This window comes from Atopobium sp. BS2 (assembly GCF_000565075.1).
GTDB lineage: Bacteria > Actinomycetota > Coriobacteriia > Coriobacteriales > Atopobiaceae > Lancefieldella.
Window position 1 is genome coordinate 1 of sequence record NZ_JDFG01000001.1, and the last position, 20,791, is coordinate 20,791.

Below are 20,791 nucleotides of genomic sequence, written 5' to 3' on the forward strand. Positions count from 1 at the left end.
AATACCGACCTCCTAATCGTTAGATTTTGGTCTAACTTTTGGGGGTCGGTACATAAGCAGGCTCCTTTTTCTTTTTGAATGAGGTGTGCTTTTGACGGGTTTCTCGCCAAAAGATTTGTGTTTTATAGAACGCTCTCTACATTGCCAAGCTGCGTAATGATGCGCACCACGTCTGCAGCGTGCTCAGTCTTATCCACAATCATCAAAACGGTATCGTCGCCGGCAACGGTGCCAACAACGTGGTCAAGCTCAACATCGTCAAGGGCAAACGCAACGGCTGATGCAGTGCCCGGATGACATCGAATCACAATAAGATTCTCTGCTGCCGTAGCCCCAACCACAAACTCAGAGAGCATTTTCTGCAAATGCATATCTTCAGAAAGCACATAGGCGCCCTCAGGAAGCTTTTGCAAATCCATTTCTGCAGTATCACGAGAAACGGTTGCTTGAGTACAGGCAAAGCCACGATTTTTGAGCATGTCAACAAGATCGCGCTGTGTGCGGATGGACTCGCTGCGAACAAGCTCACGAATCACGTCCTGTCGAGCATTTCTATGCTTCACGACGCCTTCTTTCCTTATACGACTCGCTAACTTTGAAAACAAATGATAGTGAATAAAAGAATATACTTAATCAACCCTTATGCGCATGCCAAACCGCTAAACGGTGCAAATAACCCGCTCGTCGGTCGGAATATTGCATTCACCGTTTTCTAAAAGTATTTATACACTTCTCGCCGTATGATTCATCATGAGTGAAACTATTTTTACGGCTTGGAGGCCACCATGCCCCTGAATGATTCACCTGATAGAAGACAAGGCTCCCACGGAGATCCTGCAATGCGTCGTCGTCCCCCACAAAATGGCCGTCCTCCTCGTGATGGCGGTATTTCTGATAGGCAGGCAAGACGTCGCAAGAGAAATACCCTTGGTTCGCAGGCAGTTCTCTTTAAGAGACAGTCTCTACTACATCGCATTGATTCTCGTACGAGAACCTATATTGTCATTGGTCTAGCAGTTATTGCGGCACTTTTACTGGTCTTTATTGTGTCGAGCTGCGTGCGCGGTTGCGCTAAAGAATCTACTCCAGAGGTAGAGGCCAACTCCGTTGATTCTCGCGTTGCTGTGGGAACTTCAGAGGAGCTGACTAAAGCCCTGGCAGCCAAGCTAGATCAGAACAAAAACCTTGCCTGGATTGCAGAACACGCTGATAAATACAGCGATAAAAGCCTCATTGAGCTGGCACTTGCCCACCCTGAAGCTATTGATTTTGTTGCAAACTATCCCAATTCTGACGGCAAAGCTAAAACCTACGACGATTCAATCACCAAAGGCACAGCTCCTCAGCTTTATACCTGGGACTCCAGGTGGGGCGGCGTCTCGTATGCCGGCTCTGTAATTGCCACCAAGGGCTCTGGTCCCACTGCACTCTCTATGGCATACATGGGTCTTACCGGAAAGAACAACTGGACTCCAGCAGATATTGCGGGCGCTGTAGAAACAGCTAAAGCAACGGACACCGACTCTGGAATGAACAGATCATTTCTCGAGAAGAATTTAGCTAACCTTGGTCTTACCGCTGATAGCTATAACATTTCTGCCGACAATATCACCACGCTTCTAGATGCTGAAACCTTCCTGCTTGTTGAGGTTAAGGGCAATAAGCTGAGCTCTGATGGCGATCACTGGATTTTGGTAACCAGCAAGAACGATGACGGCACCGTAAATGTCCACGACCCTCTGTCCCCTGAGGTAAGCGCACGTCCATGGGCGGCAGAAACTATTGCCGGCGCTGCAAATGCCCTGTACACCGTGACGGTAAAGGCTGCCGAGTAAAAACCCAGCATCCACAAAAAGTGAATGCTGGGCTGGACGGGTTTCTCGCCAAAGAATTGCGCGGAAAAACGTTTTAGAGGTAAAGGCGAACTATGAAAGAACCTTCTGTGCAGCCTCGCTAAGCTCGGCGATGCGTGCCTCGGCCTCCTCGCGAGTTTTGCCGTTGGCAAAGAGATAGGCCTTGACCTTAGGCTCAGTGCCCGATGGACGGAAGATAACCTTGTTGTCGCCCTCAAGCCTGTACTCAATGACATTGGAAGCTGGCAGTGTCTGAGGAGCCTCTTTCTGCAGGCCCGAGACGCGAGGCATTTCTGCGCACTCAGCATAGTCTGTTACGCCAACAACCTTGTAGTTGCCCACCATTTCCAGTGGATTCTTACGCAGGCTGCTCATAATCTGAGCCATCTTTGCAGCGCCCTCGGCACCTGGGTAAGCAGCGTTAACAACGCCATTGAGGTAGTAGCCATAGCGCTGATACAGGGCATCCATTGCCTCGTAGAGGTCCATGTTACGAGCTGCGTACCAAGAAGCCATCTCAACGCAGAGCATGGTGGCAACAATAGCATCCTTATCGCGAGCATGTGTTCCAACAAGGTAGCCGTAGGACTCCTCAAAGCCCATGAGGAAGCGGTCCTCCTCGCCGGCATCCTTGAGCTGGTCAATTTGGTCGCCAATGTACTTGAAGCCTGTGAGGACACGACGCATCTCAAAGCCGCGGGCACGTGCCAAGACGTCGGGCATAGCAGAAGATACGATGGTGGAAACAGCTACCTTATCCTGGGGTTTCTCGCCACGCTCTTCTGCCATGGTAAGAAGCCAGTCCATAAGCAGGACGCCCATCTCGTTGCCGGAAAGCAGCACGTAATCGCCGTTGTGTGGGATTGCGGTACCCATACGATCGGCGTCAGGGTCAGTTGCAACCAAAAGGTTTGGCTTTACCTTATCGGCAAGCTTGAGGCCCAGCTCAAGCGCCTCACGGAACTCTGGATTTGGATAGGAGCAGGTTGGGAAGTTTCCGTCTGGCTCTGCCTGCTCTGGGACAACATCAACGTCATTGACGCCAATCTCTTTAAGAATGCGCGTGACGCACTCCATGCCTGTACCATTGAGCGGCGTATACACAACCTTGTAGCCGTCGGCAGCCTTAAATCCTGGAATAGAAACGCGCTTGATAGCCTCAATAAAGTTGTCCAGAACCTCTTCTGGCGTCCAGACAATCAGGCCCTTCTCCAAGCCCTCTTCAAAGTCCATAGGCTTGACGTCAAAAGGATTGACGCGTGCGATATTTGCAGAAATCTCTGCTGCAGCCTCGTCAGTTATCTGACCACCGTTATCGTTGTATACCTTATAGCCGTTGTAAGGCGCAGGGTTGTGGCTTGCAGTAAGCACGATACCTGCGGAAGTCTTGAGGTAGCGGACGGCAAATGAGAGCGTTGGAACAGGCTCAATACGTGGGTAGACATATACACGGATTCCATTAGCTGCCAAAACACCGGCTGCAACCTTCTGGAAGTCCTCGCCCTTAAGGCGAGAATCCCTTGCAAGAGCCACGGTAGGATTCTGGTAGTGAGCGTTGAGATAATCCGCAAGTCCCTGGGTTGCCTGAGCAACAACGTAGACGTTCATGCGATTAGTGCCCACGCCAATGGTGCCGCGCAAACCAGCAGTACCAAAAGCAAGCGAACGATAAAATGCGTCGTAGAGCTTATCTTCTGCTTCTGGTTTAGCAAGCTCACCGAGCTCTTCTACCAGGTCTTCTTCGGTGACGTTTGCACGCCAGGACTCAAATGCTTCCATAACTTTTGCATCCATAATGACTCCCAAACCTCAAACAGCTCTCTGTATTTCTTAATAAAAGATACTACGCGTATTTTAAGCGAAAAATAACAGATGATTTGGGACATTATGTATGAACTTCCGCTCTTCGGTGAGTGGAGGTTGGTGCGGGCTGCAGACGCGCTGCTCACAGCCACGCACGACCGAGGGACGACTCAAGGGAACGCGCGCGGCCGAGCACCCACGGGTTCTTGATGTATTTTCTTTTCCCCAACCATTTGGCGAGAAAAACATGGGAAAATGTTGCACTAGTATGTATTCAATTCCTACGGGCGAAAGGTGTCCCGATGTCTCAAGAACTTGAGTTTTTTGCAACGTGTCCAAAAGGCTTTGAGAAGCTTCTTGCACAGGAGCTTGACGGCCTGCGCATCAAAAAGGTGCGCCCTCTTGGCGGACAGGTTGCGTTTTACGGCCCACTTGCCGATGCTTACCGCGTCTGTTTATGGTCTCGCCTTACGTCTCGCGTCATTTTGGTGCTTGATCGCGTTGGTGCTGCAACCTCAGACGCTCTCTACGAAGACCTCTCCCACATTGCTTGGGAAGACCATATTGGTCCGCATGCCACCATTGCAGTCAGTGCTCACGGCACAAATGACCAGCTCAGAAACACCAACTTCATTGCTGTCAGAACAAAAGACGCTATTGTAGATAGGCTTGCAGCAAAGCGCGGAAGCCGTCCTATGGTCAACACGCTTGCGCCTGACGTAACTATTGTCGTGCGCGTATCACGCAACCGTGCCACAGTTGGCATTGACCTTGCTGGTGAGGCGCTCTTTAAGCGCAGTCTGACTGGCGGTCGAGGGCCGGCACGTGAGTTTGCGCCGCTCAGGCTAGACTACGCCGCTGCCCTTCTGTACCTGCAGGCGCAAACTGCTGCGAGTGCATCGGGTTTCTCGCCAGACGCACCGCTGCCGGCGCTGCTGTTCCCGGGAGCAGGTGCGCTTGCGCAGGAGGCAGCGGGCATGGCGCTGGACGTGGCGCCGGGCATTCTGCGCGCTCGCTGGGGCATGACGGGTTGGGCTGGCCACGACGACGATGCCTGGCAGGATTTGCTTGCCGAGGCCGATGAACGTGCCGAGAAGGGCCAAGAGCGCCAGGTCACACTCTATGCAGCAGACCCTCGCCCAAAGGCCAAGGAGGCTGTGCTTTATACGCTTCGTGCAGGCGGTCTCAAGGCTGACGTGCAGTTCTTGGCAGCTTCTGAGCTGCTAAAACATGCAGAGCACTTCACGGGCATTGTTGCAGATCTCTCATGGACCAAAGAAGAGCCTACACTTCAGGGCTCTGCTTACTCCACGCTTGGACTTTTTGCGGGACAGGCAAGCACGCTTCTTACCAGCGATACAAATACTGATACGGTACTCAGAGCAACTCCATCGCAGACACTTTCTGTCTACGTGGGCAACTCCATTGCCACCATGCGCTGCTACCCTGCCGCGATCGCAGAGAAAGCAGGTGGCGGCGAAGCTGATGCCACTGCACCAGCAAGCAACTCTGAGTCAACCTCGGTTCCTGCAGGTCCCACTGTCATGGTTAACAACCAGCCGGTAAGCGTGCTGGTTCCTGCATCAGATCAATTTGCCGCACGCCTTGCTAAGGTGGCCAAGCAACGCGCTAAGTGGGCTCGTAAAAACGACGTCTCGTGCTACCGCGTATACGACGCTGACCTGCCCGATTATGCCGTCAGCATTGACATCTACAAAGGCGCCATAAAGCCAACTACCTGGATGCAAATCTCTGAGTACGCTGCATCTAAAGAGATTGATCCAGACCTTGCAAAGCGTCGCCTCCTAGACGTCCTAGCTCTGGCTCCTCGCATTCTAAGCGTACCCAGCTCAAACGTAAATCTACGAACAAGAACGCGTGCAAAGGGTGGCTCTCAGTACTCTGACGAGGGCAGCGCTGCAGACAACTCCAGAAAAGAAATGCTGCTCATCGATGAGGGCGGCCTACTCTTTGAGGTCAACTTTGCATCCAGACTGGACTGTGGAATCTTCCTAGACCACCGCGATACGCGCGCAGAGATTCGCGAGCTCATGAAGAGTGCCGGCGCAGCTAAGAGCTTCCTCAACCTCTTTGCCTACACAGGTACCGCTACCTGCTACGCAGCAGATGGTGGCGCGCTTCACTCCACAACCGTTGACCTCTCCAAGCCTTCGCTTGAGTGGGCCAAGCGCAACATGAAGCGCAACGGTTTTGACGGAGAGGAGCACGAGTTTGTCCAGGCAGACGTCCTGTCTTGGATTACCGAGATGCGTCACACCAAAAACCGCTGGAACGTCATCTTCTGCGACGTCCCCACCTTCTCCAACTCATCGCGCATGAGGCAGAGCTCGTTTGATGTCCAGAGAGATCACGCTGAGCTTATCATTGGCATTTCTCGCCTTCTGACTCGCGGTGGCGTTGCCATTTTCTCGTGCAACCTACGTACCTTTAAGCCAGATGTCGAGAAAATCCAGCGAGCTGGCGTCGACATTGAAGACATAACAAGTGAAACTATTCCGGAGGACTTCTCAAGAAATCAGAAGATTCACCATGCATATAAAATCTCGAGAAAACCGCGGGAAAATGAGTAAATTTTTCCGCTTGCAGGCAAAATAAGTACGTTTGTACATTCGTCTAGTTATAACTAGGTATATGGACTAACATATGATGACGAACTGTACTAATCATCTGTTGAGAGGATTAATAGATGAATACAAGTAAAGCTGCATTTCATGCGCTTTTCTCTAAGAATAAAGCCAAGAAATCAACTGGCATTCCTCTAAGTGCCGGCATGGTACTTGTTACCCTTGGCATCGTCTACGGTGACATTGGCACTTCTCCAATGTACACCATGAAGGCAATTATTGCTGGTAACGGTGGTCTTCTTACCATGAGCACCGATGTTGTTTTGGGTGCTCTGTCCCTCATTATCTGGACGCTGACACTCATTACAACCGTTAAATACGTCATGGTTGCAATGAAGGCAGACAACCACAATGAGGGCGGAATCTTTGCGCTCTACAGTTTGGTTAAAAAGTGCGCCAAATGGCTGATTATTCCTGCCATGATTGGTGGCGCAGCTCTTCTTGCTGACGGTATTTTGACCCCAGCTGTTACAGTAACCACCGCTATTGAGGGTTTGCGTACTATTCCTGCAGCTCATGCTATCATTGGTGATAATCAGCACATTGTTGTCATGATTACCATCATCATCCTCTGCACCCTCTTTGCCTTACAGAAGGCAGGTACTTCTACCATTGGTAAGGCCTTTGGCCCTGTCATGACGCTTTGGTTCTTGTTCTTGGGTGCCATGGGTGTTATGAACATGTTTGCTGACATTAGCGTTGTTCGAGCTCTTAACCCAGTCCGCGGCATTCTGTTTCTCTTTGATGGCAAGCTCAATGCAGCTGGTCTCATGGTTTTAGGTAGTGTCTTCCTTTGTACCACTGGTGCAGAAGCACTTTATTCTGACATGGGCCACGTTGGCAAGAGCAACATTTACGTAAGCTGGCCTTTTGTTAAGGTCTGCTTGATTCTGAACTATCTTGGACAAGGCGCATGGCTCATTACCAACCACAATAACACCGTGCTAAATACTATCAAAGACCTCAATCCTTTCTTTGAAATGCTTCCTGGTCAGCTTAGACCATTTGCCGTTATTCTCTCTGCGCTTGCTGCAATTATTGCCTCTCAGGCACTGATTACCGGCTCTTACTCCATTGTCTCTGAGGCTATTAAGCTTGACCTTATGCCTCATATCAAGATCAACTACCCCTCCACAACTAAGGGCCAGATTTACATTCCACTTGTAAACAACATCATGTGGGTTGGTTGCATTGGCGTTGTACTTCTCTTCCAGAGCTCTGAGCACATGGAAGCAGCGTACGGTCTTGCAATTACCGTTACCATGCTCATGACCTCAATCTTGCTCTACACCTACCTGGCCGTTATCAGAAAGCGCCTATGGGCGGCCATTCCATTCATTCTTTTCTTTGGTGCTATCGAGGCTATGTTCTTCTTCTCAAGCCTTACCAAGTTCTTCCACGGCGGCTACTTTACCGTTCTTATGGCTACCGCAATCTTTGTTGTCATGTTTGTCTGGCGTCGCGGTACCGCTGTTGAGAGGACGCAGAGCGTTTATCTCCCCGTAGATAAATACATTGACCAGCTCCGTAGCTTGAGCCACGATGCAGACTATACAACCCTCGCTGATAACCTGGTCTTCTTGACCAATGACTCTTCATTTGACAAGCTGGATCGAGACATCCTCTATTCCATCTTGGATAAGCGTCCAAAGCGTGCTAAGGCTTACTACTTCATTAACATCTCGCTGACAGACGATCCAAATACCCGTGAGTTTATCGTCAATGACTTTGGTACAGACTTCCTGTTCAAGATTACCCTGCGTCTTGGCTTTAGGGTAAACCAGCGTATTAACACCTATCTGTATCAGATTGTTGGTGACCTGATTAAGAACAATCAGCTTGCTCCACAGAATCACAAGTATTCCATTTACAAGGAGCACTCCGAAATTGGTGACTTTAGATTCTGTCTGCTGCGTAAGGTACTAGCTCCAGAGACTGACATCAACGGTTTTGACGCTCGCTGCCTTGAGCTCAAGTACTTTATTCGTCGCATCTGCGGATCTCCTGCTCGCTGGTATGGTCTTGAGAACTCCAACATTGTCTTTGAATACGTTCCTCTGTTCTCCAAGGTTAAGCGCGGGCAGAAGCTTACTCGTATCACGCTTGATGACGCAGCTCAGACGGGTTCTATGCCACTTGTTGAGGCTCCTATGAAAGAGCGTATTGCAGAGATTGAGGAAGACGAAGATATCTTTGCAGAAGCGCTGCACAAGGAGCGCGTTGAAAACGCAGCTACTGTTGCAGACTACGTTGGTGGCGATACCGCTAGCTTCCGTCCTCTTAAACTTGACGAAGAAGAGGCTGATGAAGATGTCTTTGAGGAGCAACAAGACTCCAATCACTAGGCCTAGCGCGTAGTAGTTTTACTTCTCATAACAAAAGCCGACAGATTGTATCTGCCGGCTTTTCCTTTAAACAATATGTCTCAAGCAAAACTTTAAAGCGAAAACTCTGAAACGTTACGTTTCCAGCGCCAAGTGCTTACTCCCCCAGTGCCCACGTTAAGAATCGCGAGAAACCCGCCTCATCGTTAGTCAAAGTGATATAGGTTGCTGCCTCAAAATCTTCACGACGAGCGTTGGCAACTGCCGTACCCATTCCCGCCGTAGAAAGCATGGCGACATCATTAAGCGAATCGCCAAAAGCTGCAGCATTATCCGTTGAAATGCCAAGATGATTGCAGAGCCACTTAAGTGCAGCACCCTTTGAAGTGCCGTCGGCCAAGATTTCCATTCCCATACTCATGGAAGCTGTGCCACTGAGTCCCTTTACTGAAGCTACAGCATCTGCTACAAGTGCTTGGTACTTCTCGCCTTCCGCAACAGACCAATAGGAACCAAGTCGCTCAATGGTAGTAACGCCTTCAATAAACTCCTCAACGCTTTGATCAAAGGGTGTGCGAGAACGCTGCATAAATGCTGCGTGATCTGCGGGGATACCAAGCTGAGTAATCAGATTGTGTCTTGAGCGCTCCAGATAAACACCACCGTCTGCAAAAATATCAAAAGTCACAGGATAGTCCTTAAGCTTTTGATACAACTCAAGAGCTTGCTCTTTTGTCACCGTGGACTCGTGCAGTACCGTCTGGGTAGAAAGATCTCTAATGATGGCGCCATCGCAGGATACCACGTACTTAGAAGCAGGATGGTTCACAACCTCTTTTGGCAGCACGTTAAACGCGCGTCCGGAACAAGGCACGAACGGGATGCCTAGCTCAGCCAGGCGGTCCAGCATTGCCATGTTGTTATCGTCAAGAGATTTATCAGTATGCAAAAATGTCTCATCCATATCGGAAAAGACAATGTCTACTTTCAGATTTGATACATCTTGAGTGAGCCAAGACTGTTTTTGAGCAATGAGTTCTTCAGTTGAAAGCTCTGACAAAACACTACCTCTTTATGGACGATACATAAACGTGAAGACCTCTTCACGCTGCATATTTACTTGTACACCAAGCTTTTCTGAGACGGCATCAAGACGCTCTTTGAGGCTCAAGAAAGACTCAGCATCCTGAAGTTCAACAAGCATGGTCATAGTAAAAATACCAGACAAAATGGTTTGAGCGATATCCAGAATATTAGCGTTGGACTCGGCTAAAGTGGTTGAAATTGCCGCAACAATTCCAGGAGCATCGCTGCCCAAAACAGTAACAACAGCGCGATTAGCGGATGTTTCTGAAGCCATAATTTCCCATCTCTTGAACGGATGGGTTAATTATAAGCTACGCTTTTCCAATTTCTACGCCATAGCGTGAACTAAAAACCTTTTGAATCTCGTCAACGGTGCAATTAAGTGCCGTAATAAGCTCGTAAAGACCGCGATTACTGGCCATCTTAAAAATTCTCTCGTGAGAAACAGGTGGTTTCTTGTTGAGCGAACGCGCCTTATCAATACGAGCTCTAAATGTTTTAGCAATGCTAAAGGAGTCTTTACAAGAACCTTCTCTAATAGCGTGTCTAAAATGAGATTCCTCAAGCGACGCATTATGAATATGGAACGTAATAAGCTCAATTTGAGGATAGGTATCAACAAGATTCATGGCCTCGTCGTGCGTCATAAGATCACGAAGCCTGAACTCTTGATTAAGAGGAAATACAATCTGAACAGGGTGTTTTTGCCCAATAGGAGACAAAACGTAGGCCGGAGTAGGCTCCGAAACTACATTTTCAACAAGACATACGCCCTGACCTGGGTGAACGCAAAACTCGCCAACAGCTCGCATAACACCACTCCTCTCGGATAACAATAGTATACCATGAGAAGCGTATTTTAAGCCAATGACCTGCAACTTTATAACTTGTCGCAGGTCATTCAATAACATAACAATATTTTATATAAGGAATCTAATCAATCATTGTGATGGACTCAATGACTGGCTGCTCTGAAGCAGGGATAGTTCCATTTGAATCGGTTGGGGTTACGCCTTTACAAATTGCATCGACAACGTCCATTCCACTTGTTACCGTGCCAAATGCAGCGTAATTTCCATTCAGAGTTGAGTTGTCTGCCTGCATGATAAAGAACTGTGAGCTTGCAGAGTTTGGATCTTGGGCGCGTGCCATGGAAATAGTTCCACGTGTATGCGAGATGTTATTCTCGACACCGTTTTTGGTGAACTCGCCCTTGATTTTATTCTCGGATCCACCCGAGCCATTGCCCTTAGGATCTCCACCTTGAATCATGAAGCCATCAATAATGCGATGGAACGTAAGGCCATTATAGAAGCCTGACTCGGCAAGATGAGCAAAATTGGAAACCGTAATAGGAGCAACGTTTGCGTTAAGAGTTGCCTCGATAGTGCCGTAATCCTTCACCACAATACGAACATGGTGAATGCCCTTTGCATATGGGTCATCCGCTGCTACAGAATCAATGTAGCCCTTGTTTTGTGAGCTCTGAGACTGCGTCTGTTGCGTCTGTTGGGATTGCGAGCTTGCTTGTGACTGAGACTTATCAGCACCCCTCATAAGAGAGAAGAATATTGCTCCTACCGCAAGCACAACGATGACTATAACACCATACAGTCGGCGATTCTTTGTTTGAAACACGCTATGCCCTCCTCTTTAAGCAGACGCACACGAAACAATCCAAGAAACCAAGTTGGCAGTTGCATTGCCTGTTCTCTCGGCAAGAACGTGGCCCTTATCCCAAACAAGCGTGTAATCAACACTGCTCACGCCCGAGAAATGCTTTAGAGACAGGCCCAAATTGAACGAGGTGCAAATTGAAGTATCAGTATTCTGAGCGCCCTCATTAATACGCCAATAAGGAGCAACCGATGCTGTCTGATAGCCTTTGTAAGATGCGCTGGTAAAGTACAGTGGATTGAACATATCAACACGAGTTGGAATGTCATTCTCCAGCGTATCAGCCTTATTCAGATCAGAGGTCCAATCATTAGCGTAGCTGGACTTCCAATCGGCAAGCTTCATGTACGTATCAAGGTTCTTTTTAATGAGGTCAGCAGTCTGCTCATCAAAATGCAGTGTACTTTGCTCTCCAACACCAAAAAGCTGATTAGCGCGGGTGCTTCTATCAGGAGCATCAAAAGCTCCAACTGGAAGCGACGCGCCTCTTAAGGCTCGCGAGAAACCCCTCAAGTTCTCAAGCTCAACGCTCTGACGACGAAGGTTATATACAACCCAAATAGATTCTGAGTTCAGAGAGCCAAAATAGTGCTCAGCAGTATCGTAGATAGTAGATTGAACCTGCTGAGTAGCAGGAGCTGCATTATCTGTACCACGAACCGTCGCGAGATTTGGATCACCTGGGAACGTAGGCTCTTCCAGTCGCTGAGGCGTAGAGGTATATGGGAACGCGTTGTCTCTGACAAAGTTATTTGCAGAGGTCTTGAGCTCGTTGATAAGAAGGTCTGCATATGATCCAGCGGTATAGACGCCAGAGTTAGTCTCATCAAGACTGACCTTACTGTCATTGCTGTCGAGAAGATCCATGTTGTTGACAAATGAGGCATATGCACCAGCAAGATCTTGCGAGAGAGGTTGGGTCCATACACCCTCAGCACGAGAATCTGTTGCATCTGCATACTGACCGGCCGACCACTCATACGCTGCGTCTGCGAGGTCGTATGAAGTTGCAGGACACCATGAAGCGCTGCCGTAAATAGAGTCTGACAGCTGCTCGCCCTTCTCGCTATGCGTAGCAGCGCCAACAGCCTTAAGATATGGCGTATAGAGCGGAGAATCGCCTGAGGTTCCCAGCACCGCACTAAGGCCGCCGCCAGCTGCAAAGCCAAACACAAAAATCTTTGATGTATTGCATGGGAGCAGCTCGTTGTTGTAGCGCAAATACCTGATAGCTGCCTTGAAGTCTACTGCTGGCCAAGGAGATCCGCCTGCGTAAAGCTCGTCCGAGCCTGTGGTTGAATCGTAGCCGGCGCTTCTGCCGCGGAAACCTGCGTATACGTACACAAAGCCAGCCTCAAGGTACGGTGCAAGGCCTTCGTATGAGTAACTTGTAGGGGCGCTCTGAGGGGCGAGCGTTGCCGTGTTAATAGGCATGACAATTGGCGCGGTACGTGCGGTGAAGCTGCCTACAACGGCCTTCTCGCTCACTTCGCACTCGTACGTAGAGCCATTCTTCTTTCCCGAGAGATACTTTCCAGGTACAAAGACCGAGAGGGTATTCACCGACTTGCTTGCAGGCTTAGTGCAGTACTGAATGCCCAGCTGATAGTAGCAGTCGTTATCCTCGTCATAACTCCACTGGGTCATGTCCAGCTTAAGTGACTTGAACTCTTCAAGGTCCACGTTAGATGCAGGCTGATTCGTATCCTCAGACGTCCTTGCCTGTGGAGTACATGCAGCCAAAGTACCTGCAGCTCCCAAAGCAGAAAGGGACAAGAATTCTTTTCTCGTAAAGGCCATAATTTCCCCTCGAATAGTTTATTCAGTGGAGGCAGCAACGACCGCTGACCTAATTCAAGCTAGACAATCTATTGTACCAATTTGCAAACGTGTATGCTTAAGAGCAAGCGTTTAGAGAAACGAGTTAGCATGCCAAAAGTTGTCAACTTCTTTGACCTCATTCATCTCAATGAAAGGCTTGCTCAGCAGGGCCTTTTAAGCAAAATCCACCTGCGTGACACATGTGGTAAGCAAACCCTCTGGATAGAACTCCCCTCTGGCGAGAAAACCGATGAGCGCGAGAAAATCGACGGTCAAGAGCTCGAGAAAACAAAGGAGCAAATTGAGGCATTTTTTGCAATAAAGGGTATGACCGTTGAATTTGACCTCACTGGCGGAAAAAATTTCTGGATTGTATAAATTGCCCGCTTGACGAAGCGCTTCAGTCTGTTATAGTAAATAAGCTTTTCGAAGCACCAATGGCTGGGTAGCTCAGTTGGTAGAGCAGGGGACTGAAAATCCCCGTGTCAGGGGTTCGATTCCCTTCCCCGCCACCATTTTAACGCTCAGGTTGATACCATCTTGGTGTCAACCTTTTTTGTTATCTGAGGCTTGTGTCTTACGAGTGTCTTACGAGTGAGCGTTTGTGCTAGTGGATATATAAACGGTTACTTCTGTATAAAAACGATAAAAGTGTTGCACTAGCAATGAGAATTCAAGCGTGAGTATTACCATTGCAACCCAACTTCTATTGATAAAAGCCTATTGCTGTCCATGCATAATAAAATAAACCATACTTCCAACTATATATAATGCGCCAATAAACGCGAATGAGAGTGTGATAATCTGCAACAAAAAGGAATCAGAAAACAGCATAATCAACACGGAATAGATAAGCGTTACCGCTGCCATAATACATATACCAATACCTGCTCTTTTTGTAAACTCTTTCCTGTATTTTAAGGGAATCAAAATAATATTATACCTATGTACTAGGAAGGGATTTTTAGTTTTTATCAGCACATAGCCAATGTACAAAAAGCAAAGGCTAATAATACCTATCGCTATGCTTCTGTAAATATTAGCACCCATGTATATTCAACCCTTCAAAGTTTGGATTCACTCCTGGAATTACGATAACCTAAAAACCTGCAATTGCGGTTACAGCCAACAGAATATTTTGACCAATCGCATAATTCACGTCATAGACAACATCAGCTTGAACATCTCTAGAATTGCTCGATTCAATCCTATTGATGTACTCAAATGTGGGCTTAGAATACTCTAGTTTTTTCATAGTTGGCTCCCTTAATATCGTTGTCTAGTAAATGAATGTTATTGCCATCTATCAAATCTACCTCTATGTCACATCCTTGGTTTATATTCCCAATCATTAGGGATTGAACTGCCTCCCATTTCTTATGTCCAAGAAATGGGAGGCAGTTCTTAAAAGATGTGCCTCTTTTAAGAAGCACATCCTACACAAGGTCTCTTATGTTAAACATGAACTAAAGCTATCGATACGTACGCAACGCTTCGATAAGTTCGGAAGCTTCTATACCTAAGGCTTCGGCAAAAGAAAAAACTTCTCCGAGTTTAACGCCACGCTCGCCTGATTCAACCTTTGATATGAATGCTTGATCTCCAGCAAGGTGCTCAGCAACCGCCTCTTGAGTAAGACGTTGCTTCTTTCGCAAATCGCGAAGACACTGGCCCACTAATCTGTTAGATATCTGCTCCATAAATGCAGCGTAAAACTATCAACTCAAATATGCCAAAATCGCATATTTTCTTAAAAAAGAAATTCTCCCCGACAAGTTCACGGGGAGAATTAAAACCTTTAAACGTAGCTTCTTGTGATGTTTATTGAAGCGCTTATGGCATTAGAAGCCACCACCGCCGCCTCCGCCGCCGAAGCCGCCACCGCCGCCTCCGGAGAAGCCGCCACCAAAACCGCCGCCAGAACTTGAATTAGAAGAAGCGAGCGCTGCCGTGGAGACAGAATGAGCAGCTGTAACACTCTTGGTTACGCTCTCAATTGCATTGGTTCGCATGCCATTTCCATAGTAATACCAGCTATAAACAGGCATAAACTGAGGATCTTTGAGCATCTCTGGCATTGCAACTTTCAGCTGCTCGATAACCTTATCCGCAACACCAAGCGCAACTGCCATAACCAGAAGCCTATTCCAAAGAATGACGTCAGTAGGGATTGCTTCATGTAGATTGGTGAACTCAGTAAGCCACTTTCTTAGCGCACGAGTCTTAGCAAGCGTCTCAACACCCTCTCTGTTCATCAAATCAAACGAGCCAATGTTTACAAGTGCAACAAGACCGGCAATGACAAGAATGAACAGATGTAGTAGTAGATTGGCAAATGAAACATCAGCCATAACACCCATGAAGAATGCAGCAGCTGCAACAAGAACATCAACAGCAATCAGAGCACCAAGAATTCCCTTACCGTGGAATGGAATCTTATTTGTTCCATACTTAGCAGCATAGCTAAGCTTGATGGGGCTCTCCCAAGACTCATATGCCTTATTAAAATCTTCTGGATGTGATGAAGCATATTTGCCAATTTGCTTCATAGTAACAGTGGTGTTTACCGCTCCAGATTCTCCGGCCTTATCAAAGATTAACCTCATTGCCATGATATCAATCTTATTTGACAGTGAACTGCCAGGGTAGAAAGGCTGCTGGCTTTCTGAAAGGTCTTGAACCTTTGTAAGACAGTAATCAGACTTCTCCATACCAAGGAAGTTTGTACTAACCGTCTTATTCAAGCTAATGTACTTTGAATCCGAAAGGTGCATAAGGGTTGCTGTCAGAGCGTCTCCCTTAATCAGCTCACCGTTGTAAAGCATAGAAAGAACTGCCGGGTGATCATTAGATGGAACATCTCTGTAGTAAAGGTCATTAAACTGAGGAGCCATTACCTTTTTGTATTGAATACGCAGCAAGATTGCTGCTACAACGGTGATAGCTGCAAGTACTAATGGCGCATAAAGAATAAGAGCTACCTGAGTTTTTGCAACATCACGCTTGTGATTTGCTTCATCCGCCCACGCTTGTTCCTCAGACAAGATGCTGCTCAGTTTATTCTGCTGAATAGGAGCTAGCCCAGAAACCCAATCGCTTGGGAATGTAATACGAGCTTCCGCAAATTCATCAGTTCCTACACCAGGAACTTTGTAGACAACTGCATTGTTGGTAATTTCAACATTTGCATCTAGTGGACCATGTCCCCAGGCGCGAACAGTATCTCCGGCAACTATAGACTGTCCTGATGGGACAGGAAGATGAATAGTAGCAGTGACATTTCGAGACTCAGAATCCCAGCCATCAGATACAAACTTCCAGTACAACTCCGCGGTATCCGACCAGTTTGTTACAACATTAGTAATGTCATACTCGATAGTGATATGTGCTGACTCATCATCATGCGCTGAATAAATCTTTAAGTTCAACATGTTGTTTGATTGAGTTGGAACATAATACTCATCTGAGCTGGAATTATTTCCACTAGAGTCTTTACTATAAATCTGACGAGTTCCTTGCCTATCCTGAACCTTAACTGAAGTAATGTTTACTTCAACGTTCTGTCCATTGTATTTATTCTTTCCAACTGGAAGATTCCAATAGACACCATGAAAACTACCATTGAAATAGAACGTACGAGTTTCTACGACATGCAACGTTCCGTCTTTTTGAACCGTCGCATCAATATTTACCGTATCTATTGAAAGGTCGCGCGCAAATGCTCTTGCAGGCGTAATTAAAAACGCAACAGCCAAAAGCATTATGCAAAGCGCAATCTTTACAAACTGGCTCTTTTTAGAAGAGCGAAGCGAGACTTTATACATGGAAACTCCTTTATGTTACTTTCGCAACTCTTCTTAAAGGATACCACGTACTGTTTAATCTGCTGGTGAATATGAGTTATCCAGTTCAAACAAAGCAGGTGGCAGGCCTTTATCCCACTCCTCTCCTACTTCCTCAGAAAGCAAATACTCATCAGTTTCTATAAAGGGAAGGTTGGCAATTCTTTTATTTCTTGATACTTCGAGATTGCATACAAGTGAGCTTGGACCGCTGAAGTCTAGAAGGCACCCGTAACAAATTCTCATGTCCTGAAACAGCTTTTCTCCGCATCTGGGGCAAATTTTTACGGAGTAGTTTTCTATAGCCATAGCGACTCCTTCTTTCAACGTTGCTTTCTTCAGTACTTATTTCTTGAATGAGCACTTTCTGACCAACCTCAAACCATGGGAAATCATCAACTGATGGTCTTTCAAATGTGCAATAAGCACCCGCGCAGCTATGAATTTGTTTAGGATGTACTCGTCTCCGAATTTTTAAAATTTCTCCGTGATCGTCTGCAAATGCGATATCAATCGGATACGTCATTCCAAAAGTATGAACTGAAGAGCACCTTAGAAGTAAGACTGGAGGAGCTGTTATCTCGGTACCCAAAAGACCGACGAACTTTTCGAAGCCTCCTTGTAACAATTCAAAAATTTGCTCTGAATTAGGGACTTCTTCTATCGAAACCTGTACATTCATTTTCAAATCACAACTCCCGACTTATAGGGACTAACAACAATTGAAGTTGTATGGGTGAGGTACAGAGGAGACTCTAATGACACTAAGGGGAGACGCACAGTATGTGGCCAAGGTCTGTACTTTAGAGTTGCTTGATATTTAGGAAAAACAGAGACCATATTCCCAATCCCCTCCTTTTCTCCCTCCATGGAGACGACAATGTCGCAATTGTCATCACATTTAAGAGCAGTTTTTATTTTCTGAGTTAAGTTTTCTAGCGTTCCTCCATCCGTGGAATGACTGGAAGAAATTCCATGAGCAATGATTTGATCTGCCGCAACACGATCAAACTTTGAGCACATATCTGCAAACTTAAATAAATTGATTGCAATTAGAGCAACCACTAATACAACCGGAAGTACCAATGCAGTCTCAACAAACATTTGCCCTTTTTGGCAACAAAGAAATTTCATTTTTCTCATATGCCACCAAAAACTTTCTTAACATCAATTTCTAAAGGAATCTCAATATCAATGACAGGAATGGTCAGCTTTGCAATTGTGATTTTGTCAGGCAAATACTGGAGAGAAAACGCACCAAGTGAACGAGCTAAAGCAATTGGATCTGATGTATTAGGTATTTTCTGAACTAGTTCACGAATCGTTGATTCTTTCTCAAAGCCAGCTTGTTTCAAAACACTTTCTGTATTAACAAGAACAGGCTTCATTTGTCTTAAATCACTTGGCTCTAATCCAGCGTCAATAACTATTTGTTTCAAAGCACTCTGTAATTTGGAGCCGACACTTCCACCTGTTATTCCGTCAACGTTATCAAGAAATTCCGACAGCTTAGAAGACCAAGAAGTTACACCATCCCCATATGAGATTAAAAGAGATCCCCACAAGCTCATTACCTTATCTATGGTCTGTCCAATAAACCCTCCCCTCCTTTCAACCTGATCAAAAAAGCTTGAAAGAACGTTGTTTGTAGAAGAGCTGTCTGGAGCAAGCGTTGCTCCGGATATTGCATATCCTTCTGGGAGAAAAACTGACTGCTCAAGTGTTCCTAAACTTCCTTGAAATTCTGGAGATGAACCTCCTCTTCTCACAAATGAAATACATCCCCAAGCTCCTGGAGGACATAATCTGGGCCTAGCAACCTTTAGGGCATCAAGTGCTTTTTGAAATATTCCAGTTGATTTATCTGCAGCTTCAGACAACTTTTTTCGCAAATCTTTTATTTGCTGACGTGATGATTCATAAACTTCAGACTCTTCGACTACGATTTTCCAGTAATACTCAAACCCGTTATCAATATTTGTCGAAGCAGAAGCCACTCTTCCCACATCGCTGCTCGTAAAATGACAATGTTGACACTCATGAACCGCTCCAGAATCTAAATCTTGTAGCGATGCAAATCCCGCGTTTTCTCCTGTTGCTCCTGGACAAGACCTATGAGCATGAATGGTTTTCTCGCCATTTTCATAGGTGCAAGGCCAAATAGGCTTTAGATACAGGTCTGTTTTCTTTGTCTCCTCTAAGTTATGTGGCAATCGAGGTAAATTCATATCGACCTCACCATCAGCTGTTTCTTTATAAAATCCTTTAGAAAGTTCCGTAAACGCAAAGTTGTAAAACGCTTTTCGTATAGCAGAATCACGTAATTCTTCTGCAGTGCTTCCATTGACAATTTCTTGATCATATCGAGCTCTGTAATATGCTCTAGCTCGCTTTAAAGCGATACCGAACGTCCAAGAAGTTGGCGACGGGATAGATGGATTTATATCCCCAGAAAGACCAGCGAGATGCTCTGCTCTTTCACGCATAGAATACGGACCTCCACCGCAGTCTGCCTCCCACGCCCTCTTTTTAGATGTCTCTGCTTTACTTTGTAACTCTTCAATTTCTTTTGCTATCTGCTGTAATAGCTCGCTCTGTTCTTTTAATTCATCTGACGAAACGTCGCTATTTAAATGTCCAAAATCAGATTGTGACTGAGCGGGAAATAAAAGAGCTGATCCCACGAAGTTACCCGCATCAGTAGAGTTCTTTTGTATACAAGAGCTCGCCGCCATTGCTGCAAAAACTGGAAGCATTTTTTCAGTTTCCTCTAAGCCTTCACAAGCTGAAGTAGCAAATTTTTTACGCGCTTCAAGTGTCTTAAAACCTGCATCACACAATTTAGAACCCGCTGAAGCTAAACCTGGAACACATGAAGCAACCAATCCGGCTCCAACACATAACAATCCTGATAACCCAAGACTCAAAATGCTTGCATCAATTACCTGCGCAATAGTTGTGTATTTAGCTACGACATTTTCTCCTGCCATAGAAGCCGCATCTGCTATTGACTGAGTTTTGTATGCTCTCGATGAAACCCAAGCGACCGATACCAGTGCGAATACAAGCGCTAGACATACTAAAATCGCACTTGCAAAAGCGATTGACGTAATACCGCCTTTATCGTCTATAAACATGGAAAGTCCAAGCTTTATTTTCTTATGTTTATCCTTTCCAAAAGGCAATCCAATCCGCATAAGAACCCTCAATCCAATCTGGATACGTACTAGCAGATAAACTTGAATGCAAGACAATCCCTTGGTTATCCGTCTGACCTGCAAGGAATAAACACCAGCCTATTGGCGGCATCGCTGCCACATGACCCGTAATTTCAATCAAGACATCGTTTTCTTTTTTATCAATAGAGATATTCCAGTCCTCATCTCCACCCTTATGAAATAGAGGTATCTCTGGTATAGCCTTAAGTCTGCGTTTGATATAGGACTCTATTAACTCAGTGTCAGAAGACGTTGTTGCTACTCTTAATCCTTCTGCACAGGCTCCATCCATAACTGTCTTTGTATAGAGAATGCAAACAGGTTCTACAAGCAATGCAATAATCATCAGAATAACGGGAAATAACAGCGCAGCTTCTACTGACGCTTGACCAGCATTCTGTTTAAAACGAGAGAACATCTTTGGCTAAATCTAAAAGAGAGTCATGCATAGTATGTGAAGCAGCTTGAGTAGCCAGTTGAACAACTGCTCCATTTTGCACAAAGTGATATATCACACCAAGA

19 protein-coding genes and 1 tRNA gene are annotated in these 20,791 nt (G+C 46.4%); 5 read left to right on the forward strand and 15 right to left on the reverse strand.

Annotated elements, in window-relative coordinates:
* Positions 1-122: 122 nt before the first annotated feature.
* A complete protein-coding gene (locus tag HMPREF1492_RS00005) occupies positions 123-563 on the reverse strand; it encodes an arginine repressor (RefSeq protein WP_084054933.1) in 441 nt (146 codons plus the stop codon).
* Positions 564-785: 222 nt separating this feature from the next.
* Here HMPREF1492_RS00005 and HMPREF1492_RS00010 point away from each other — a divergent pair, with 222 nt between their 5' ends.
* Positions 786-1,835 (forward strand): papain-like cysteine protease family protein, encoded by a 1,050-nt coding sequence (locus HMPREF1492_RS00010; protein WP_035434722.1) that lies wholly within the window; start codon positions 786-788, stop codon positions 1,833-1,835.
* 90 nt (positions 1,836-1,925) lie between these two features.
* On the opposite strand, the gene HMPREF1492_RS00015 is transcribed toward HMPREF1492_RS00010, so the two are convergent.
* The gene (locus HMPREF1492_RS00015) at positions 1,926-3,647 is read right to left on the reverse strand and encodes a phospho-sugar mutase (RefSeq protein WP_035434723.1); all 1,722 of its coding nucleotides are present in this window, start codon (positions 3,645-3,647) and stop codon (positions 1,926-1,928) included.
* Between the two features lie 311 nt (positions 3,648-3,958).
* On the opposite strand from HMPREF1492_RS00015, the gene rlmKL reads away from it, so the two are divergent.
* Positions 3,959-6,247, forward strand: a complete 2,289-nt coding sequence (gene rlmKL / locus HMPREF1492_RS00020; protein ID WP_035434725.1) for a bifunctional 23S rRNA (guanine(2069)-N(7))-methyltransferase RlmK/23S rRNA (guanine(2445)-N(2))-methyltransferase RlmL — start codon at positions 3,959-3,961, stop codon at positions 6,245-6,247.
* Between the two features lie 116 nt (positions 6,248-6,363).
* Positions 6,364-8,646 (forward strand): KUP/HAK/KT family potassium transporter, encoded by a 2,283-nt coding sequence (locus tag HMPREF1492_RS00025; protein WP_035434728.1) that lies wholly within the window; start codon positions 6,364-6,366, stop codon positions 8,644-8,646.
* 136 nt (positions 8,647-8,782) lie between these two features.
* Here the strand turns inward: HMPREF1492_RS00025 and HMPREF1492_RS00030 are convergent, their stop codons facing one another.
* The 5 genes from HMPREF1492_RS00030 to HMPREF1492_RS00050 all read right to left on the reverse strand — a co-directional run bounded on the left by HMPREF1492_RS00030 (position 8,783) and on the right by HMPREF1492_RS00050 (position 13,188).
* Positions 8,783-9,685: an HAD family hydrolase gene (locus HMPREF1492_RS00030; protein ID WP_051479299.1), complete on the reverse strand. Its 903-nt coding sequence runs from the start codon at positions 9,683-9,685 to the stop codon at positions 8,783-8,785.
* A 12-nt stretch (positions 9,686-9,697) separates the two neighbouring features.
* Positions 9,698-9,985 carry an ACT domain-containing protein gene (locus HMPREF1492_RS00035; RefSeq protein ID WP_035434730.1) on the reverse strand — a complete coding sequence of 96 codons (288 nt, stop codon included), beginning with the start codon at positions 9,983-9,985 and terminating at the stop codon, positions 9,698-9,700.
* 37 nt (positions 9,986-10,022) lie between these two features.
* Positions 10,023-10,523 (reverse strand): hypothetical protein, encoded by a 501-nt coding sequence (locus tag HMPREF1492_RS00040; protein WP_035434733.1) that lies wholly within the window; start codon positions 10,521-10,523, stop codon positions 10,023-10,025.
* A 121-nt stretch (positions 10,524-10,644) separates the two neighbouring features.
* Positions 10,645-11,349, reverse strand: a complete 705-nt coding sequence (locus HMPREF1492_RS00045) for a peptidylprolyl isomerase (RefSeq protein ID WP_035434735.1) — start codon at positions 11,347-11,349, stop codon at positions 10,645-10,647.
* Between the two features lie 15 nt (positions 11,350-11,364).
* The gene (locus HMPREF1492_RS00050; protein ID WP_035434737.1) at positions 11,365-13,188 is read right to left on the reverse strand and encodes a subtype A tannase; all 1,824 of its coding nucleotides are present in this window, start codon (positions 13,186-13,188) and stop codon (positions 11,365-11,367) included.
* A 129-nt stretch (positions 13,189-13,317) separates the two neighbouring features.
* On the opposite strand from HMPREF1492_RS00050, the gene HMPREF1492_RS00055 reads away from it, so the two are divergent.
* Complete coding sequence (locus tag HMPREF1492_RS00055) at positions 13,318-13,587, forward strand: RDAC family protein (protein ID WP_035434740.1); 270 nt, start codon at positions 13,318-13,320, stop codon at positions 13,585-13,587.
* Between the two features lie 61 nt (positions 13,588-13,648).
* Positions 13,649-13,724 (forward strand) — tRNA-Phe (locus tag HMPREF1492_RS00060).
* 205 nt (positions 13,725-13,929) lie between these two features.
* On the opposite strand, the gene HMPREF1492_RS00065 is transcribed toward HMPREF1492_RS00060, so the two are convergent.
* The 8 genes from HMPREF1492_RS00065 to HMPREF1492_RS00095 form a co-directional block, all read right to left on the reverse strand.
* Complete coding sequence (locus HMPREF1492_RS00065) at positions 13,930-14,259, reverse strand: hypothetical protein (protein WP_035434742.1); 330 nt, start codon at positions 14,257-14,259, stop codon at positions 13,930-13,932.
* Between the two features lie 49 nt (positions 14,260-14,308).
* Positions 14,309-14,464 (reverse strand): hypothetical protein, encoded by a 156-nt coding sequence (locus HMPREF1492_RS07465; RefSeq protein ID WP_156924060.1) that lies wholly within the window; start codon positions 14,462-14,464, stop codon positions 14,309-14,311.
* A gap of 217 nt (positions 14,465-14,681) precedes the next feature.
* On the reverse strand, positions 14,682-14,909 hold the full coding sequence (locus tag HMPREF1492_RS00070; protein WP_035427876.1) for a helix-turn-helix domain-containing protein: 228 nt from the start codon (positions 14,907-14,909) through the stop codon (positions 14,682-14,684).
* 141 nt (positions 14,910-15,050) lie between these two features.
* Positions 15,051-17,033: a DUF2207 domain-containing protein gene (locus HMPREF1492_RS00075; RefSeq protein WP_035434744.1), complete on the reverse strand. Its 1,983-nt coding sequence runs from the start codon at positions 17,031-17,033 to the stop codon at positions 15,051-15,053.
* Between the two features lie 54 nt (positions 17,034-17,087).
* Entirely contained in the window at positions 17,088-17,378 is a 291-nt protein-coding gene (locus HMPREF1492_RS00080; RefSeq protein WP_286127905.1) for a YgiT-type zinc finger protein, read from the reverse strand.
* A gap of 357 nt (positions 17,379-17,735) precedes the next feature.
* Complete coding sequence (locus HMPREF1492_RS00085; protein ID WP_051479300.1) at positions 17,736-18,194, reverse strand: hypothetical protein; 459 nt, start codon at positions 18,192-18,194, stop codon at positions 17,736-17,738.
* Positions 18,191-20,248 (reverse strand): hypothetical protein, encoded by a 2,058-nt coding sequence (locus HMPREF1492_RS00090; RefSeq protein WP_035434747.1) that lies wholly within the window; start codon positions 20,246-20,248, stop codon positions 18,191-18,193. Before HMPREF1492_RS00090 ends, HMPREF1492_RS00085 begins: the two co-directional genes overlap by 4 nt.
* Positions 20,217-20,687 (reverse strand): TadE/TadG family type IV pilus assembly protein, encoded by a 471-nt coding sequence (locus tag HMPREF1492_RS00095; protein WP_035432409.1) that lies wholly within the window; start codon positions 20,685-20,687, stop codon positions 20,217-20,219. The genes HMPREF1492_RS00090 and HMPREF1492_RS00095 overlap by 32 nt, the downstream gene beginning before the upstream one ends.
* Positions 20,688-20,791: the final 104 nt, after the last annotated feature.

Coding starts and splice junctions, on each gene's coding strand:
- HMPREF1492_RS00010 (WP_035434722.1), top strand. CDS start 786: ATGCCCCTGAATGATTCACCTGATAGAAGACAAGGCTCCCACGGAGAT.
- HMPREF1492_RS00015 (WP_035434723.1), bottom strand. CDS start 3,647: ATGGATGCAAAAGTTATGGAAGCATTTGAGTCCTGGCGTGCAAACGTC.
- rlmKL (WP_035434725.1), top strand. CDS start 3,959: ATGTCTCAAGAACTTGAGTTTTTTGCAACGTGTCCAAAAGGCTTTGAG.
- HMPREF1492_RS00025 (WP_035434728.1), top strand. CDS start 6,364: ATGAATACAAGTAAAGCTGCATTTCATGCGCTTTTCTCTAAGAATAAA.
- HMPREF1492_RS00035 (WP_035434730.1), bottom strand. CDS start 9,985: ATGGCTTCAGAAACATCCGCTAATCGCGCTGTTGTTACTGTTTTGGGC.
- HMPREF1492_RS00040 (WP_035434733.1), bottom strand. CDS start 10,523: ATGCGAGCTGTTGGCGAGTTTTGCGTTCACCCAGGTCAGGGCGTATGT.
- HMPREF1492_RS00050 (WP_035434737.1), bottom strand. CDS start 13,188: ATGGCCTTTACGAGAAAAGAATTCTTGTCCCTTTCTGCTTTGGGAGCT.
- HMPREF1492_RS00055 (WP_035434740.1), top strand. CDS start 13,318: ATGCCAAAAGTTGTCAACTTCTTTGACCTCATTCATCTCAATGAAAGG.
- HMPREF1492_RS00065 (WP_035434742.1), bottom strand. CDS start 14,259: ATGGGTGCTAATATTTACAGAAGCATAGCGATAGGTATTATTAGCCTT.
- HMPREF1492_RS07465 (WP_156924060.1), bottom strand. CDS start 14,464: ATGAAAAAACTAGAGTATTCTAAGCCCACATTTGAGTACATCAATAGG.
- HMPREF1492_RS00070 (WP_035427876.1), bottom strand. CDS start 14,909: ATGGAGCAGATATCTAACAGATTAGTGGGCCAGTGTCTTCGCGATTTG.
- HMPREF1492_RS00075 (WP_035434744.1), bottom strand. CDS start 17,033: ATGTATAAAGTCTCGCTTCGCTCTTCTAAAAAGAGCCAGTTTGTAAAG.
- HMPREF1492_RS00085 (WP_051479300.1), bottom strand. CDS start 18,194: ATGAGAAAAATGAAATTTCTTTGTTGCCAAAAAGGGCAAATGTTTGTT.
- HMPREF1492_RS00090 (WP_035434747.1), bottom strand. CDS start 20,248: ATGCGGATTGGATTGCCTTTTGGAAAGGATAAACATAAGAAAATAAAG.
- HMPREF1492_RS00095 (WP_035432409.1), bottom strand. CDS start 20,687: ATGTTCTCTCGTTTTAAACAGAATGCTGGTCAAGCGTCAGTAGAAGCT.